Origin of the sequence: Microbacterium sp. 69-7, assembly GCF_001897985.1 — a bacterium.
In the GTDB taxonomy this organism is placed as follows: domain Bacteria; phylum Actinomycetota; class Actinomycetes; order Actinomycetales; family Microbacteriaceae; genus Microbacterium; species Microbacterium laevaniformans.
The window spans coordinates 28537-44727 of the sequence record NZ_MKRU01000114.1 but is presented as its reverse complement, the minus strand read 5'-3'; the positions used below and the strand labels follow the sequence as shown (position 1 = coordinate 44727).

The following is a 16191-nucleotide window of genomic DNA, read 5'->3' as shown; positions in this document are numbered from 1 at the left end:
GCTCGCACACCCTCAATGTGCTGGCCGACCCGGCATCCGTGCCGTCGTCGGTGATCCGGCCGGGTCACATCCTGCCGCTGCGCGCGGTGGACGGCGGCGTGCGCGAGCGTGCGGGTCACACCGAGGCCGGCGTCGAGCTGATGCGTCTCGCGGGTCTGCAGCCTGTCGCGGCGATCGGCGAGGTCGTCGCCGAGGACGGGTCGATGATGCGTCTGCCGGGTCTGATGGAGATGGGCGAGCGGGAGGGCGTTCCGGTGATCACGATCGAACAGCTCATCGCCTACCTCGACGAGGTCGAACCGGTCGCCGCGCCCGCTGCGCAGGCGGCGGCCCAGAAGCGCCGCGTGAGCCTGCGCGCCGAGGCGACCGTGCCCACCTCGCACGGAACGTTCCGCTTTCTGGCGTACAAGGACCGCGTGACCGGCACCGACCACATCGCGGTCGTCTCGGGTGACCTCACCGAGAAGGCCCCGCTCGTGCGCGTGCACTCCGAGTGCCTCACCGGTGAAGCCTTTGGCTCCCAGAAGTGCGAGTGCGGCCCGCAGCTGGACGCCGCGCTGGAGCGCATCGACAAGGACGGCGGCGTCGTCATCTACATGCGCGGCCACGAGGGCCGCGGCATCGGCCTCATCAACAAGCTGCGCGCCTACAGCCTGCAGGAGCGGGGCCTCGACACCGTCGATGCGAACCTCGCGCTGGGCCTGCCCGCCGACGCCCGCGACTACGCGGCAGCCGGCGGCATCCTCGCGGATCTGGGTGTGGACAGCATCCGGCTCCTGACCAACAACTCCGACAAGGTGAAGCAGCTGCGCGAGCTCGGACTCGATATCGTCGAGCAGGTGCCGCTGCTCGTCGGCGTCGGCGCCAACAACCATCAGTACCTGGCCACCAAGCGCGATCGCATGGGCCACATCATCAGCGCGGCAGAGCTCGACGCGGCTCTCGCCCACAGCACGGAGGAGCACGCATGAGCGGCGACGGAGCCCCCCAGACCGTCCCGATCGACGCGACCGGACTGCGGGTCGTCGTCATCGCCGGCCTCTGGCACGACGTCATCACCGACGGCCTGATCGCCGGCGCGGAGCGGGTGCTCGCGGCATCCGGGGCCGAGTGGAGCCTGGAGCGCGTTCCCGGCTCGTTCGAGCTGCCCGTCGCGGCGAAGGCGGCCCTGGATGCCGGGGCGGACGCCGTCGTCGCACTCGGTGTCATCATCCGCGGGGGCACACCCCACTTCGACTTCGTGTCGTCGGCGGCCACCGACGGCCTCACCCGTGTCGCCCTCGACACCGGCAAGCCGGTCGGCTTCGGGGTGCTGACCCTGGACGACGAGCAGCAGGGCATCGACCGGGCGGGCCTTCCGGGCTCGAAGGAGGACAAGGGCGCGGAAGCCGCGGATGCCGCGCTGCGCACCGCGCTGCTGCTGCAGCGCCTTCGCGGCTGACACCGCACCGACCAGAAGCCGCGTTTCGACTCGCTGCGCTCGCTCAACGACCGGGGCTCTCATCCCGGTCGTTGAGCGAGGCGCGCAGCGCCGAGTCGAAACGCCCTCAGCCTCGGCGGTGACGCGCGCTCCACCCGCGCACGGCATCGATGCCGCCCTGCGCGTAGGCGAGCCGCTTCGCGTGGCTCCATCCCTGCAACCGCTTCTTCCACGCGAAGGCATCGGAGACACGCGCCATCTCCGCACTCCACACCAGCTCGACCGGCAGGCGTCTCCGCGTGTAGACGGCTCCCTCCCCGGCGGCATGCTGGGCGAGGCGCCGATCGAGATCGAGCGTGCTGCCGACGTACAACGTGCCGTCGGCGCAACGGAGCATGTACACGAACGGCATGCCGCGACGTTAGTCGTCCGCGACGGTTGCCACGGCGGCAGTCCACAGGGGACCGCGTTTCGACTCGCTACGCTCGCTCAACGACCGGAGTTACGTCGCTTCCGGTCGTTGAGCGAGGCGCGCAGCGCCGAGTCGAAACGTCCTCAGCCCCGGCGCGTTTCGACTCGCTGCGCTCGCTCAACGACCGGGGGGGGGCGCGGACGCGCGCACTATCAGTTAGGCTGAAGGCATGGAGATCCTGCGTCACGCCGTCGTCCTCGTCCACCTCACCGGATTCGCCATCCTCTTCGGCGCCTGGGTCGTCGAGGCGGTGGGACAGCGGCGCGTCACCCGCCTGATGACGTGGGGCATGCTCGTCGCCGCCGTCGCCGGCCTCGCCCTGGCCGCGCCGTGGGGCATCGACTACCCGCTCAACTACACGAAGCTGGGCGTCAAGCTCGTCGTGCTGCTCGCGATCGGCGCTCTGCTGGGCATCGGCACCGCACGCCAGCGCAAGACCGGATCCGTGCCGCCGGCCATGTTCTGGCTGGTCGGCATCCTGACCTTCCTCAACGCCGCCCTCGCCGTCCTCTGGCGCTGACCGCGTCGACGCCGGCCGGTTCCCGCTGCACGAACGAGACGCGCCACGCGGCGTAGACTCTTTATCCGTGCGCCGGGAACCTGCCGGCGCCCCGGTGACCTCATTGTCGCGGCGCCCGCTGCACACACCCCTGCCCCGGACGCCCACCACCGGTGCGTCCCACGAGGACCTACGAGTTTTCATCGATAGGTAGCCTCTGCGCATGTCCACCGCCACCGCGGCCCCCGCCGCGCCCGTCAACTCCCGCGCTCGCGTGATCACCGCGAGCCTGGTCGGCACGACGATCGAGTTCTACGACTTCTACGTCTACGCGACCGCCGCCGTTCTGGTCTTCCCGGCGCTGTTCTTCCCGACCGGCGACGACACGACGGCTCTTCTGTCGTCGTTCGCCGTGTTCGGCGCGGCGATGATCGCCCGACCCATCGGCGCCGTCGTGTTCGGCCACTTCGGCGACCGCTTCGGCCGCAAGGCCACCCTTGTCGCATCGCTGCTCACGATGGGCATCGCGACCTTCCTCATCGGATGCCTGCCCACCTACGGCAACATCGGGTGGTGGGCTGCGCTGCTGCTGCTCGTGCTGCGCCTGTTCCAGGGCTTCGCGCTCGGTGGCGAGTGGTCGGGCGCCGCGCTCGTCGCAACCGAGAACGCCCCCCAGGGAAAGCGCGCCTGGTACGGCACGTTCCCCCAGCTGGGCGCACCCATCGGCTTCATCATCGCCAACGCGCTCTTCCTCGTGATCAACTTCGCCCTCCCCCACCCCGACGGGCCGATGCAGCGCTCGGAGGCCTTCCTCGCGTGGGGCTGGCGCGTGCCGTTCCTCTTCTCGGCGGTCATGGTCATCATCGGTCTGTGGGTGCGACTGAAGCTCGTCGAGTCCGAGACGTTCACGACCGCAGAGAAGAAGGGCGCGATCCGCCGCTTCCCCCTGGGTGAGGTCGTCCGCGGACACTGGAAGAACCTTATCCTCGGCACGTTCATCATGCTGGCCACCTACGTGCTCTTCTACCTGATGACGAGCTTCACCCTCGCCTACGGCACGAAGGCGACGGATGCGCCGGTCGCCGGCCTCGGCTTCGGCTACACCGACTTCGTCATCATGCAGATCATCGGCGTGGTGTTCTTCGGGGTGTTCACCCTGCTGTCGGGCCCCATCGCCGACGCGGTCGGCCGCCGCAAGCTCCTCATCTGGGTCACGGCGTTGATCGGCGTGCTCGGCCTCACGTTCAACGTCTTCCTGCTTCCGGCCGTCGATCCGAAGTTCACGGGTGCGCTGGTGCAGGCCTTCCTCGTGTTCGGCTTCATGCTGATGGGAGCCACCTTCGGCCCCATGGGCGCCGTGCTGCCGGAGCTCTTCCCGACGAACGTCCGCTACACCGGCTCGGCGATCGCCTACAACGTCTCGTCGATCCTCGGCGCCGCCGTCGCACCGTCGATCGCACTGGGGCTGTGGGCCGCCGGCGGCGGCGAGCCGTGGCTCGTGGGCCTCTACCTGTCGGGCTCCGCCGTGCTCACCCTCATCGCACTGATCCTCTCCCGCGAGACCAAGGACGTCGACTACGAGACGAACATCGGCCTCGGCGAGACCGGCTCACTCTGACGACTCACGCACGAACGGCGGCCGCTCAGTCGAGGAACAGCGCGCGCAGCCGCTTCGTGGTGAACACGAGACCGATCGCGATCATCGCGACGTAATAGAGGACGTGCCACAGCATGTCGACGTTGAGGATGCCGGTCGTCAGCCCCCGGATCAGCTCGACCCCGTGCCACAGCGGCAGCGCCATGACGATCTGCTGCACCCAGCCCGGGTAGACCGTGATCGGGTAGAAGGTGGCGGAGAAGAGGAACATCGGCAGCAGCACGAAGTTGATCCAGTCCATCTGCTGGAACGTCTTCATGTAACTGGTGACGGCCATGCCGAGACTCGCGAAGCCGAACGCGATCAGGACCACCGCGGGCAGGGCGAGCACCGCCGTCCAGGCGAGGTTGAGCCCGAGGATCTGCATGATGATCATGAACCCGGTCGCATACGCCAGCCCACGCAGCAGCGCGTAGAGGATCTCGCCCAGGGCGACATCGAGCGGGCCGAGCGAGGTGGCGAGCATGCCCTCGTAGAGCTTGCCGTAGTTGAGCTTGAAGAAGACGTTCCACGTGGAGTCGTAGATCGCCCCGTTCATCGCCGAGACGGCCAGCAGCGCCGGCGCGATGAAGGCGGCGTAGCTGACGCTCGCGCCCTGGGCGGTCTCGACGTCGCCGATCAGCGCGCCGAGACCGATGCCCATCGAGGCGAGGTAGAACACCGGCTCGAAGAAGCCCGAGAGCACGACCGCCCAGCTGGAAGACCGCGCGGCGATGAGGCCGCGCTGGACGACGGCACCGGGGTTGCCCGCCCACAGCGCGCGCACGCCCCCGCGACGGGCCACGGTGGAGGACACCTCGACGACGGCGCTCACTTCGCGAGCCTCTCGGTGAAGACGCGGCGGGCGAACAGGTAGCCGACCACCGCGAGGGCGAGCAGATAGACGAGGTGGACCGTGACCATCACCGGGTCCACCGCCGCGCCGTATGTGGCGACGCGTCCGAGTTCGGCGCCGTGCCAGAGCGGTGAGACCCACCCGATCCACTGCAACCACAGCGGCAGCGAGTCCAGCGGATAGAACGTTCCGGAGAAGAGGAACATCGGCATGAAGAGGAAGCGCTGCACGAGAGCGAACTGTCCCTTGTCGTCTTCGATCGAGCCCGCATAGGCCATGAGCGGGATGCCGAAGGCGAGCCCGGCCAGCACACCGGCGAACACCGCGAGCCATCCCGTCGCGGGGTGAGGCACCGCGCCGAAGGGCAGCAGCCACACGATGAGGTAGTAGGCAGCCGAGGCGACGACCATCCGCGCCGTCGCTCCGGCGACGACGCCGTTGGCGATCTGCGGGCTCGACAGCGGCGAGGCGTTGAAGCCGTAGAAGTAGCGGCGCCATTTGAAGCCCGCCATGACCGGGTAGGTGAGCTCCTCGCTGGCCACCGAGATCGTCGCGGTCGCCAGCAGCGCCGGAGCGACGAATATGAGGTAGCTCACCTCCTGGCCGTGATCGACGATCGGCACGCGGATGAGGGCCGCCAGGCCCACGGCGAGCCCCAGCAGGTACAGGATGGGCTGACCGACCGCGCCGACGATGATCGTCCACCCGTAGGCGCGCATCGCGCGGACCATGTGCTCGGTGACGTACCACCCGCCGCGGCGGCGGGGCTTGCGCCCCCACTGCATCGCTTCGGCACGCAGTTCGTCCAGGCTGGGGTGCGTCCCGGCATCCGTCTGGGCGGCGCTCATTCGATCAGCGACCTTCCCGTGAGGCGCAGGAACACGTCTTCCAGCGACGAGCGCCGCACCAGCGAGGTGATCGGCTCGAGCCCCTGTCCGGTGATGCGTTCGAGAGCGGCCTCGCCGTTGTCCGCGTAGATGAGAATGCGGTCGGGAAGCACCTCGACCCGCTCGCCGATGCCGCCGAGGCTGCCCGCGACCTGGGCGTTGCGGTCGGAGCCGAAGCGCACTTCGAGCACTTCCCGGCTGGAGTGCTCGCGGATGAGGGATGCCGGGGTGCCCTCCGCCATGATGCGGCCCTTGTCGACGACGATGAGTCGATCGCAGAGCTGTTCGGCCTCGTCCATGTAGTGGGTCGTGAGAACCAGGGTCGTGCCCCGCTCCTTGAGGCGGAACAGGCGATCCCAGAGGACGTGGCGTGCCTGCGGGTCGAGGCCGGTGGTCGGCTCGTCGAGCAGCAGGATGCGCGGGTCGTTGATGAGGCCGCGCGCAATGGTGAGGCGCCGCTTCATGCCGCCGGAGAGCTGGTCGACCTTGTTCTTCGCCTTGTCCTCGAGCTGCGCGAAGGCGAGCAGCTCATCGGCCTTCTCATGGCACACCTTGCTCGAAAGACCGAAGTACCGGCCGTAGATGTACAGGTTCTCGCGGGCGTTGAGCTCGCCGTCGAGGTTGTCCTGCTGCGGCACGACGCCGAGCCGCGAGCGGATCTCGGGACCGTAGCGGTCCGGGTCGAGGCCGAGAATCTGCAGGTCGCCGCCGGAGCGGGTGGAGACCGCACCGATCATCTTCATCGTCGTCGACTTGCCGGCGCCGTTGGGACCGAGAAGACCGAACGACTCACCGGGCGCGACCTCGAAGCTGAGCCCGTCGACGGCGACGAAGTCGGGCTTGCCCTTGACCTTGTAGGACTTCACGAGCTGATGCGCGGAGATGACAGGAGCAGGCACCGATCCACCCTACCCAGGGCCTGCGACACCGTGCGGCACCGGCAGCCGTCGCCGAGAGGGAAGATAGAAGTACCCGAACACCGCAGGAAAGCGCCTCATGTCCTCTGCCAGCACCACCCGCCCTTCCCGCTCCCGCCGCCGCGCCCCCGATGACGGTCCTCGCGCGAGTCTGCGACAGCTGCTCCCCTTCGTCTTCGAGCAGAAGGGCGTCCTCGTCGTCGTCGCGGTGCTGAGCGTGCTCGCCGCCGTCGCGACCCTCGCCCAGCCGCTGGTGGTCGGCCAGGTCATCGACCGGGTGCAGAAGCAGAACCCGCTGGGTCTGCTGGTATGGGTGCTGGTGGGTCTCGTCGTCGCCTCCTCGGTGATCAGCGGCATCCAGCACTTCCTCCTGCAGCGCACGGGCACGGCGGTCGTCTACTCGAGTCGGCGCCGTCTCATCGCACAGCTGCTGCACCTTCCCGTGCAGGAGTACGACGCGCGGCGCACGGGCGACCTCGTCTCGCGCGTCGGCACCGACACGACCCTGCTGTACGCGGTGCTCACCCAGGGGCTGGCGGACTCGATCGGCAATGCGCTCATCTTCGTCGGGGCGATCGTGGCGATGTTCATCATCGATCCGGTGCTGCTGGTGCTCATCCTGGTCGTCGTCGGCGCATCGGTCGCCGTCGTGGTGGCGCTCAGCGGGCGGATCCGCCGGGCGACCGCCGTGCAGCAGGAGAAGGTGGGCGAGCTGGCCTCGGGGGTGGAGCGCGCCGTCGGATCGATCCGCACGATCCGCGCCTCGGGTGCGTCCGAACGTGAACGCGAGAGCATCGAGCACACGGCCCGCGGTGCGTACGAGGCCGGCGTGCAGGTCGCGAAGGCATCGGCGTTCGTAGTGCCGGTCGCCGGCGTCGCCCTCCAGCTGTCGCTGCTCGTCGTCCTCGGCGTCGGCGGCCTCCGCGTCGCCTCCGGCGCGATCACGATCGCCGGGCTGGTGACGTTCGTGATGTTCCTGCTCTTCCTCGTGCAGCCCCTCGGCTCGTTCTTCGGAGCGATCACCTCGGTCGGGCAGGCCCTGGGCGCACTGGGACGCATCCAGGAGATGCTGGACCTGCGCACCGAGACGGCGTGCGATGCGGAGGTCGCGGCATCCGTCGCCGTCGGCACCTCCCCGATCTCGACGGCCGCCGCGCACGAGAACCACGAGACGACGTCGGCGATCGAGTTCCGCGACGTGCATTTCGCGTATCCGGATGCCGTGGTCAGCGCGCGCCGTCGCTCGGAGACCGAGGCGGCGGCCCTGCTCGCCGAGGCCCACGCCGACGCGACGGTGGCGGTCTCGGAAGCGGCCGGCGAGGTGCTGCGCGGCGTGTCGTTCCGCGTCCCGCGCGGGGCGCGCGTCGCCCTGGTCGGGCCGTCGGGTGCGGGCAAGTCCACCACCCTCGCACTGATCGAGCGGTTCTACGACCCGACGGCCGGCTCGATCCTGCTCGACGGCGTCGATCTCCGCGGCATCGACCGCACGCGGCTGCGCGCCCAGCTCGGCTATGTCGAGCAGGATGCACCGACCCTCGCCGGGACGATCGCCGACAACCTGCGGTTGGCGTCGCCGTCGGCATCCGACGAGGAGTGCGTGCGCGTGCTGCGCGCCGTGAACCTCGGCGAGGTGCTGGAGCGCTCGCATCTGGGCCTGGACGCACCGGTGGGTGAGGCCGGTGTCATGCTGTCGGGCGGCGAACGGCAGCGGCTCGCGATCGCCCGAGCGCTGCTGGCTGCTCCCCCGATTCTGCTGCTGGACGAGTCGACGTCATCGCTCGATGGCCTCAACGAGCAGCGCATGCGCGAGGCGATCGACGCCGTCGCCTCGGGGCGGACGCTCGTCGTGATCGCGCACCGGTTGTCGACCGTCGTGGACAGCGATCTGATCGTCGTGATGGACCACGGCAGGGTCGTCGGGCAGGGCACCCACTCCGAACTCGTCGAGACCGTCCCGCTGTACCGCGACCTCGCGAAGCACCAGCTGCTCGTCTGAGCCGCGATCACGACACACGCGTGCGCGTCAGCCGTATCACCCCACCGCCGCGAGCTTGAGGCGGTAGCGAAGAGCGGCGAGTTCGGCGTACAGGGCCGGCGGCACCCGCCCCTCGAACGTGCGGTAGAACTCCTCCGTGAGCTCGGCCTCCTGCAGCCACAGGTCGCGGTCGATCGCGAACAGGGCGTCGAGGTCGGCATCGGGCACCTCGATGCCGTCGAGGTTCAGATCCTCCGTGCGCGGCAGCCGTCCGATCGGGCTGTCGATGGCGGGGACCACTCCCTCGATGCGGCGGATGATCCAGTCGATCACGCGTGCGTTGTCGCCGAATCCCGGCCAGAGGAAGCGGCCGTCCTCGCCCTTGCGGAACCAGTTGACCTGGAAGATGCGCGGGGCGCGGTCGAAGCGCAGACGCTGGCCGACCTTGAGCCAGTGGCCGAAGTAGTCCGCCATGTTGTAGCCGCAGAACGGCAGCATCGCGAAGGGGTCGCGGCGCAGCTCGCCGACGGTCCCTTCGGCAGCGGCGGTGCGCTCGGAGGAGATGTTCGAGCCGAGGAACACACCGTGGGTCCAATCGGTGGCCTCCAGCACGAGCGGGACGTTCGTAGCGCGGCGCCCGCCGAACAGGATGCCGTCCAGCGGCACGCCCTCGGGCGTCTCCCAGTCGGGGGCGATCTGCGGGCACTGTCCCGCGCTGACGGTGAAGCGCGAGTTGGGGTGGGCGGCCGGGCGGCCCATGGCCGGGGTCCAGGGCTTGCCCTCCCAGTCGATCAGCTCCTGCGGCACGTCGTCGGTGAGACCCTCCCACCACACGTCTCCGTCGGGACGCAGAGCCACGTTCGTGAAGATCGTGTTGCCCCAGAGCGTTTCGACGGCGGCCACGTTGGTCGACGCGCCCGTTCCCGGCGCCGCCCCGAAGAATCCGGCCTCGGGATTGATGGCCCGGAGCCGACCGTCTTCGCCGGGGCGAAGCCACGCGATGTCGTCGCCGAGGGTCTCGACCCGCCATCCCGGGATCGTGGGACGCAGCATTGCGAGATTGGTCTTGCCGCACGCCGAGGGGAAGGCGGCGGCGAGGTGGAAGCGCTTGCCCTCCGGGCTGATAACGCGGATCAGCAGCATGTGCTCGGCGAGCCACCCCTCCTCACGTCCGATGACCGAGGCGATGCGCAGTGCGAAGCACTTCTTCGCGAGGATCGCGTTGCCGCCGTAGCCCGATCCGAACGACCACACCTCGAGCGTGTCGGGAAAGTGCACGATGTACTTCTCGTCGTTGCAGGGCCAGGCGACGTCTTCCTGGCCGGGGGCCAGGGGCGCGCCGACCGAGTGCACCGTCTTGACCCAGGGCTTGCCGGCGGCGATCTGCTCCAGCACCGCAGTGCCGACGCGCGTCATGATGCCGATCGAGGTCACCGCGTACGCGCTGTCGGTGATCTGTACGCCGATGTGCGAGAGCGGACCGCCGACGGCGCCCATCGAGAAGGGCACGACGTACATCGTGCGCCCCCGCATCGACCCCTCGAACAGGGGGGTGATGGTCGCCCGGATCTGATCGGGCTGTGCCCAGTTGTTGGTGGGGCCGGCATCCTCCTGTCGCGCCGAGGCGATGAAGGTGCGCGCCTCCGTGCGAGCGACGTCACTCGGGTGCGAGCGGGCGAGGTAGGAGCCCGGTCGCCACTCGGGGTTGAGCTTGATGAGCTTGCCTTCGTCGACCTGCTGGCGAAGAAGAGCCTCGTTCTCGGCGCGGGAACCGTCGACCCAGTGGATGCGCGCGGGCTGCGTCAGGGCGGCGACCTCGTCGACCCAGGCGAGCAGCGCCTCCAAGCCTGCGCCGGCCAGGACCGGTCGCATCCCGAACCCGCCGCGGGGCTCGTCGGCCGCGTCGGCCCCCGTGGCGGTGCGAATGGCGGTCGGGCGGGTGAACATGTCGGCGATGGCCATGTCGGGCTCCTTCAGCGTGGCGTCGGTGGGGCGATCCGGAGGGGTCTCTTCCAGATTGAGCTCCTCACGACGGATTTGCATGCCCTGACGTCGTCAAGAAACGTGATTCTTTCGCTATGCTCAAGGAATGCCAGCCACGTCCCTAGAGCTGTCGACGCTCGGTCATCGCATCCGCCATCAACGGGTGTCGCACGGGCTCACCCTCGACGAGCTCGGCGCGATCGTCGGCGTCGCCGGCAGCCAGCTGAGCCTGATCGAGAACGGCAAGCGCGAGCCGAAGCTTTCGCTGTTGCAGGCGATCGCCGCCGCCACCGGCACCGACGTCACCGATCTGCTCTCCACCGAGCCGCCCAACCGCCGGGCCGCCCTCGAGCTCGAACTCGAACGTGCGCAGCAGTCCCCCGTCTTCCGCAGCCTCGGCATCCCGGCTCTGCGGGTGACCAAGGCGACCTCCGACGAGACGATCGAGTCTGTGCTGGGGCTGCACCGTGAGCTGCAGCGGCGCGAACGCGCGGCGATCGCTACGCCGGAGGAGGCCCGACGCGCCAACACCGAGTTGCGCCTGCGCATGCGCGCCAAGGACAACTACCTCCCCGAGATCGAAAAACTCGCGGAGAAGCAGCTGAAGGCCGCCGGCCACGTCTCGGGCGCCCTCACCCACCGCACGGTCAGCATCATGGCGTCCCAGCTCGGTTTCGAACTGATCTACGTCGATGATCTCCCCCACTCGGCCCGCTCGGTCACCGACCTGGAGAACGGCAGGATCTACCTGCCGCCGGCATCGATCCCCGGCGGCCACGGCCTGCGCTCGATGGCCCTGCAGGCCATGGCCCACCGGCTGCTCGGACACACACCGCCCAGTGACTACGCCGACTTCCTCCAGCAGCGGCTCGAGATCAACTACTTCGCGGCCTGCTGTCTCATGCCCGAGACCGCCTCGGTCGCCTTCCTGACCCAGGCGAAGAAGGATCGCAACCTGGCCGTCGAGGACTTCCGCGATGCGTTCGGCGTGACCCACGAGGCCGCCGGCATGCGGCTGACGAACCTCCTGACGCAGCACATCGGCATCCGCCTGCACTTCCTGCGGGTCGACGGCTCGGGCGCCATCACCCGCGCCTACGAGAACGATGACCTGCCGCTGCCGATGGACGTCACCGGATCGGTCGAGGGACAAGTCGTGTGCCGGCATTTCGCCGCGCGCGCCGCCTTCTCGGAGCAGAACCGCACGGTCGAGCACTACCAGTACACCGACACCCCCGCCGGTACCTTCTGGTGCTCGTCGCAGACCGGACGCACCTCGGACGGCGAGTTCTCGATCACCGTCGGGGTGCCTTTCGACGACGCGCGCTGGTTCCGCGGCCGCGAGACGCAGAAGCGCGCGATCTCGACGTGCCCCGATGAGTCGTGTTGCCGACGGCCGGATGCCGATCTCACGGCGCGCTGGGAGGGTCGCGCGTGGCCGAGTGCCCGCGTGCACATGCAGATGTTCTCACCGCTGCCGCGCGGCGCCTTCCCCGGCGTCGACGACGGCGAGGTCTACGCCTTCCTCGACCGGCACGCCCAGGGCTGACGGGCGCTCCGCGGATGTGACGGAGACCGACGCCATGCCGGCCGCACACCGAAGCTCTGCAGGAGTCGCTGCTGTCGCAGGCGGTGAGCCAGTACGGCTCACGCGAGCGCGCGGCACGCTGGGTGGCGACCCCCGCGACCTCTCTGCACGTGCAGGGCGCTGCCGCCGACGTCGACGGCAGCGGCACGCAGGACTGGATCTCCCGGCACGGCCCGGCGTTCGGTTTGTGTCTGGTGTACGACAACGAGCCGTGGCACGTCGAACTGCGACCGGATGCCGGTGCTCACAGGTGTCCGCCGACGTACGCCGACCCCTCGAACGACCCGCGCCTCGCCCGGTGAGCGTGGTGCGGTGAGGCGTCGAGGTGTACTCTCGCTGTTTGTGAGGTTCGCCTAACCTCACTTCCCCTCCCCGACGAAACGCTCGTGCTTGCCACCTTCCTGATCGGCCTCCGCGAAGGCCTCGAAGCCGCTCTCGTCGTCGGCATCCTCGTCGCCTACCTGCGCCGCATCGATCGCCGCGATGTGCTCCCGCGCCTGTGGGCCGGAGTGGGCCTCGCCGTCGCCCTGGCCGTCGGCATCGGCGCGATCCTCACCTTTGGTGCCTACGCCCTGACGTTCGAAGCGCAGGAGCTGATCGGAGGCCTGCTCTCACTGGTCACCGTCGGCATGGTGACCTGGATGATCTTCTGGATGCAGAAGACCGCCCGTACGATGAAGAAGACCCTCGAGGGCGGTGTCGACCGGGCGCTCGCGACGGGTGGCCTCTGGGGAATCGTCCTCATCGGATTCATCTCCGTCGCCCGCGAAGGCATCGAGACGACGCTCCTGCTCTGGTCGATGGTGCAGTCCTTCGGCGACACGCCGTCCGCCCTTCTCGGCGCGCTGCTCGGCCTCGCCGCCGCCGTCATCCTCGGGTGGCTCCTCGCCCGCGGAATGGTGCGCCTCGACCTCCGCGTCTTCTTCGCCTGGACCGGCGGCTTCCTCGTGATCGTCGCCGCCGGCGTTCTGGCGTACGCGATCCACGACCTGCAGGAGGCCGGCGCCCTCCCCGGCCCGTTCTCCGCCCTGGCGCCCATCGTGGGCGGCACCGTCGCCGTGGGGGCGGCGGGCTTCCCGTTCGGCTGGGCGTTCGATCTCTCGGCGGCGATCCCGCCGGGAAGCCCTCTCGCTGCGATCCTGCAGGCCACCGTCGGCTTCATGCCGCAGATGTCCTGGCTGCAGGTCGTCGCCTGGGCCCTGTATCTCGCCATCGTCGGCACGCTGTTCGTCCGGGGGCTGGGCAGCCGGCCCGCCCGGCCCTCGACATCCGCGCCCCTCTCATCCGTCCCGCACCACGCGGAGCCCTCCCACCACCAAGGAGCATCATGACCCGCACACGCACCTGGGGAGCCGTCGCCGCGCTCGGCGCGACCGCCCTCGTGCTGGCCGGCTGCGTCGCCAAGACCGACGTCGCCGCCTCCGACGCCCTGACCGTCACCTCCACCGACACGGCGTGCACCGTCTCGACCGCGACCGCCACCAGCGGCACGCTCGCGTTCGCGGTGACCAACGCCAGCTCGCAGGTGACGGAGTTCTACCTCCTGGCCTCGGACGGCCTGCGCATCGTCGGCGAGGTCGAGAACATCGCCCCCGGCGCCTCGCGCACGCTCACCGTCGTCGCGCAGCCCGGCGACTACTTCACGCTGTGCAAGCCCGGCATGGTCGGTGACGGCGTCGGCCGCACCGGTTTCACGGTCACCGGCGATGCCGTCACGGCCTCCGGCGACGACGCCGCCCAGAAGCAGAAGGCGGTCGATCTGTACGCGTCGTTCGTCAAGGACCAGGTGGAACAGCTCGTCCCGGCCGTGGCGAGCTTCGTGAGCGCCTACGAGGCCGGCGACGACGAGAAGGCGCGGACCCTCTTCCCCACCACGCGCGCGTTCTACGAGCGGATCGAGCCCGTCGCGGAGTCGCTGGGCGACCTCGACCCGCGCATCGACTACCGCGAGGTGGATGCCGTCGCGGAAGGTCTCGACTGGACCGGTTTCCACCGCATCGAGAAGGATCTCTGGGTGCCCGCTCAGGACGCTCTGAACTCCGACGGCTCCACTCCCGCGTGGAAGGACTGGGCGCCCTCGACGGCCGCCGAGCGCGCGACATACGGGGCGAAGCTGATCGCCGACGTGGGCGAGCTGAACGACTACGTCCACGGCGACGCATTCCAGAAGGCACTCGACGCGCAGGGCATCGGCGGCATCTCCAACGGTGCGATCGCCCTGCTGGACGAGGTCGCCACCGGAAAGATCAGCGGCGAAGAGGACTGGTGGAGCGGCACCGACCTCTACGACTTCGCGGCCAACGTCGAGGGGTCGAAGATGGCGTTCTCGCTGGTCAAGGACTTCGCCGTCTCCTCCGGGGCGACCGGAACCGAGCTCGCCGGCCGGATCGACAGCGGCTACGCGGCCCTGGAAGCCGCACTGGCCCGCCACGGGTCGCTGAGCGCCGGCTTCGTGAACTACCGGCAGCTGAGCGAGGCGGACAAGCGTGAGCTCACCGATCTGATCAACGCGCTGGCCGAGCCGCTGTCCAAGCTGACCTCCACGATCCTGCAATGAGCACCGACGAAGCGCCTGCGGGCGACGAGCGCGTCGACCCGTCGCCGCGCGCGGGCCTCAGCCGCCGGGGTCTGCTCGGCCTTGCGGCCGGCGTCGGCGCCGCAGGTCTCGCCGTCGGCGCCGGCGCGGGAGCCGCGGCGGGTGTCGCCGTGGGTCGCGCGCGTGGGGCCGCCGCCGGGGCCTCGCCGTACGCGTTCTACGGCGCGCATCAGGCCGGCATCACCACGCCCGTGCAGGACCACCTGCACTTCGCGTCGTTCGACATGATGGCGGGGACGACACGCGAGGACCTGATCGAGCTTCTCCAGGACTGGTCCTACGCGGCGTCGCGGATGACACAGGGCCTCGATGTCTCGGCCAGCGGCGCGGTCGGAGGATCGCCCGAGGCGCCGCCGGACGACACCGGCGAAGCGCTGGGGCTGGCCGCGAACGGCTTGACGGTCACGTTCGGGTTCGGCCCGACGCTGTTCACGGCCGCCGACGGCACCGACCGCTACGGTCTCGCCGATCGCCGCCCCGCACTACTCACCGCGCTGCCGGCGTTCCTCGGCGACGACCTGGCACCCGATCACACGGGCGGCGACCTCTGCATCCAGGCGTGCGCCGACGATCCGCAGGTCGCCGTGCACGCGATCCGCAACCTGAGCCGCATCGCCTTCGGCCGGGCGCGGCTGAGCTGGTCGCAGCTCGGATTCGGCAAGACCTCGAAGACCACCGCCGATCAGGCGACGCCCCGCAACCTCTTCGGGTTCAAGGACGGCACGGCCAACATCCTCGCCGATGATCAGGCGGCGCTGGATCAGCACGTCTGGGTCGGCGACGGCGACGAACCGGCCTGGCTCGTCGGAGGCTCCTACCTCGTGGCCCGTAAGATCGCGATGCTCATCGAGACGTGGGATCGCGTGCGTCTGAGCGAGCAGGAGCGCATCACGGGACGCGACAAGGCGCACGGCGCGCCGCTCTCGGGCGGACAGGAGCAGACGGCGCCGGACTTCTCCGCCGCCGGGGCCACGGGACAGCCCGCGATCGATGCGCGCAGTCATGTGCGCCTTGCCCATCCCGATCTCAACAAGGGCATTCGGATCCTTCGCCGCGGCTACAACTACGTCGACGGCAACACCGAGCTGGGGCGCCTGGACGCGGGGCTCTTCTTCCTCGCGTACCAGCGCTCTCCCGAGCAGTTCGTCACCCTCCAGCGCGCGCTGTCCAGGGACCTGCTGAACGAGTACATCCGCCACATCGGCTCGGGGTTGTGGGCGATTCCCCCCGGAGCGCAAGAGGGGTCTTACGTCGGGGCGGGCCTGTTCGCCTGAGACCGGCCGCGGTCGAGTGTCGCCAGGTGCCGACCGCCTCTCCCCCGGCGACGAGCACGGGAGGGACCATCCCGTTGAGGGTCGGTCC

The 16191-nt window shown here is 69.6% G+C and carries 15 protein-coding genes; 10 read left to right on the top strand and 5 right to left on the bottom strand.

The features are described 5' to 3' along the window. Positions 1-971 (top strand): GTP cyclohydrolase II (ribA, locus tag BGN98_RS14690; RefSeq protein WP_288121801.1); only part of this gene is annotated, 971 nt, incomplete at its 5' end. Further along, complete coding sequence (gene ribH / locus BGN98_RS14685; protein ID WP_036289644.1) at positions 968-1441, top strand: 6,7-dimethyl-8-ribityllumazine synthase; 474 nt, start codon at positions 968-970, stop codon at positions 1439-1441. The genes ribA and ribH, both read left to right, overlap by 4 nt. A gap of 106 nt (positions 1442-1547) precedes the next feature. Here ribH and BGN98_RS14680 read toward each other — a convergent pair whose 3' ends face one another. Continuing rightward, entirely contained in the window at positions 1548-1832 is a 285-nt protein-coding gene (locus BGN98_RS14680; RefSeq protein ID WP_036289642.1) for a GIY-YIG nuclease family protein, read from the bottom strand. A 229-nt stretch (positions 1833-2061) separates the two neighbouring features. Here BGN98_RS14680 and BGN98_RS14675 point away from each other — a divergent pair, with 229 nt between their 5' ends. Together BGN98_RS14675 and BGN98_RS14670 are read left to right on the top strand one after the other, a co-directional pair. Continuing rightward, the gene (locus BGN98_RS14675; protein ID WP_005048079.1) at positions 2062-2412 is read left to right on the top strand and encodes a hypothetical protein; all 351 of its coding nucleotides are present in this window, start codon (positions 2062-2064) and stop codon (positions 2410-2412) included. A 202-nt stretch (positions 2413-2614) separates the two neighbouring features. Beyond that, positions 2615-4009, top strand: coding sequence for an MFS transporter (locus BGN98_RS14670; protein ID WP_288121800.1), 1395 nt, complete (start codon positions 2615-2617; stop codon positions 4007-4009). A gap of 25 nt (positions 4010-4034) precedes the next feature. Here BGN98_RS14670 and BGN98_RS14665 read toward each other — a convergent pair whose 3' ends face one another. From BGN98_RS14665 to BGN98_RS14655, 3 genes are read right to left on the bottom strand one after another with little or no spacing between them, the layout of a single operon-like run. After that, positions 4035-4862 (bottom strand): ABC transporter permease, encoded by an 828-nt coding sequence (locus BGN98_RS14665; protein WP_036289638.1) that lies wholly within the window; start codon positions 4860-4862, stop codon positions 4035-4037. Next, entirely contained in the window at positions 4859-5731 is an 873-nt protein-coding gene (locus tag BGN98_RS14660; protein WP_036289636.1) for an ABC transporter permease, read from the bottom strand. Before BGN98_RS14660 ends, BGN98_RS14665 begins: the two co-directional genes overlap by 4 nt. Further along, positions 5728-6669: an ABC transporter ATP-binding protein gene (locus tag BGN98_RS14655; RefSeq protein ID WP_036289634.1), complete on the bottom strand. Its 942-nt coding sequence runs from the start codon at positions 6667-6669 to the stop codon at positions 5728-5730. The genes BGN98_RS14660 and BGN98_RS14655 overlap by 4 nt, the downstream gene beginning before the upstream one ends. A 97-nt stretch (positions 6670-6766) precedes the next feature. Here BGN98_RS14655 and BGN98_RS14650 point away from each other — a divergent pair, with 97 nt between their 5' ends. Then, a complete protein-coding gene (locus BGN98_RS14650; protein ID WP_288121799.1) occupies positions 6767-8683 on the top strand; it encodes an ABC transporter ATP-binding protein in 1917 nt (638 codons plus the stop codon). A 36-nt stretch (positions 8684-8719) separates the two neighbouring features. On the opposite strand, the gene BGN98_RS14645 is transcribed toward BGN98_RS14650, so the two are convergent. Then, the gene (locus tag BGN98_RS14645; RefSeq protein ID WP_288121798.1) at positions 8720-10624 is read right to left on the bottom strand and encodes a phosphoenolpyruvate carboxykinase (GTP); all 1905 of its coding nucleotides are present in this window, start codon (positions 10622-10624) and stop codon (positions 8720-8722) included. Positions 10625-10751: 127 nt separating this feature from the next. On the opposite strand from BGN98_RS14645, the gene BGN98_RS14640 reads away from it, so the two are divergent. The 5 genes from BGN98_RS14640 to efeB all read left to right on the top strand — a co-directional run bounded on the left by BGN98_RS14640 (position 10752) and on the right by efeB (position 16103). Beyond that, positions 10752-12194, top strand: a complete 1443-nt coding sequence (locus BGN98_RS14640; protein ID WP_288121797.1) for an XRE family transcriptional regulator — start codon at positions 10752-10754, stop codon at positions 12192-12194. Positions 12195-12316: 122 nt separating this feature from the next. Beyond that, positions 12317-12535, top strand: a complete 219-nt coding sequence (locus BGN98_RS14635; protein ID WP_288121796.1) for a M15 family metallopeptidase domain-containing protein — start codon at positions 12317-12319, stop codon at positions 12533-12535. Positions 12536-12619: 84 nt separating this feature from the next. Then, the gene (efeU, locus tag BGN98_RS14630; protein ID WP_288121795.1) at positions 12620-13564 is read left to right on the top strand and encodes an iron uptake transporter permease EfeU; all 945 of its coding nucleotides are present in this window, start codon (positions 12620-12622) and stop codon (positions 13562-13564) included. Next, on the top strand, positions 13561-14790 hold the full coding sequence (gene efeO, locus BGN98_RS14625; RefSeq protein WP_288121794.1) for an iron uptake system protein EfeO: 1230 nt from the start codon (positions 13561-13563) through the stop codon (positions 14788-14790). The genes efeU and efeO overlap by 4 nt, the downstream gene beginning before the upstream one ends. Then, positions 14787-16103 carry an iron uptake transporter deferrochelatase/peroxidase subunit gene (gene efeB / locus BGN98_RS14620; protein ID WP_288121793.1) on the top strand — a complete coding sequence of 439 codons (1317 nt, stop codon included), beginning with the start codon at positions 14787-14789 and terminating at the stop codon, positions 16101-16103. The genes efeO and efeB overlap by 4 nt, the downstream gene beginning before the upstream one ends. The last annotated feature ends 88 nt before the right edge of the window (positions 16104-16191 follow it).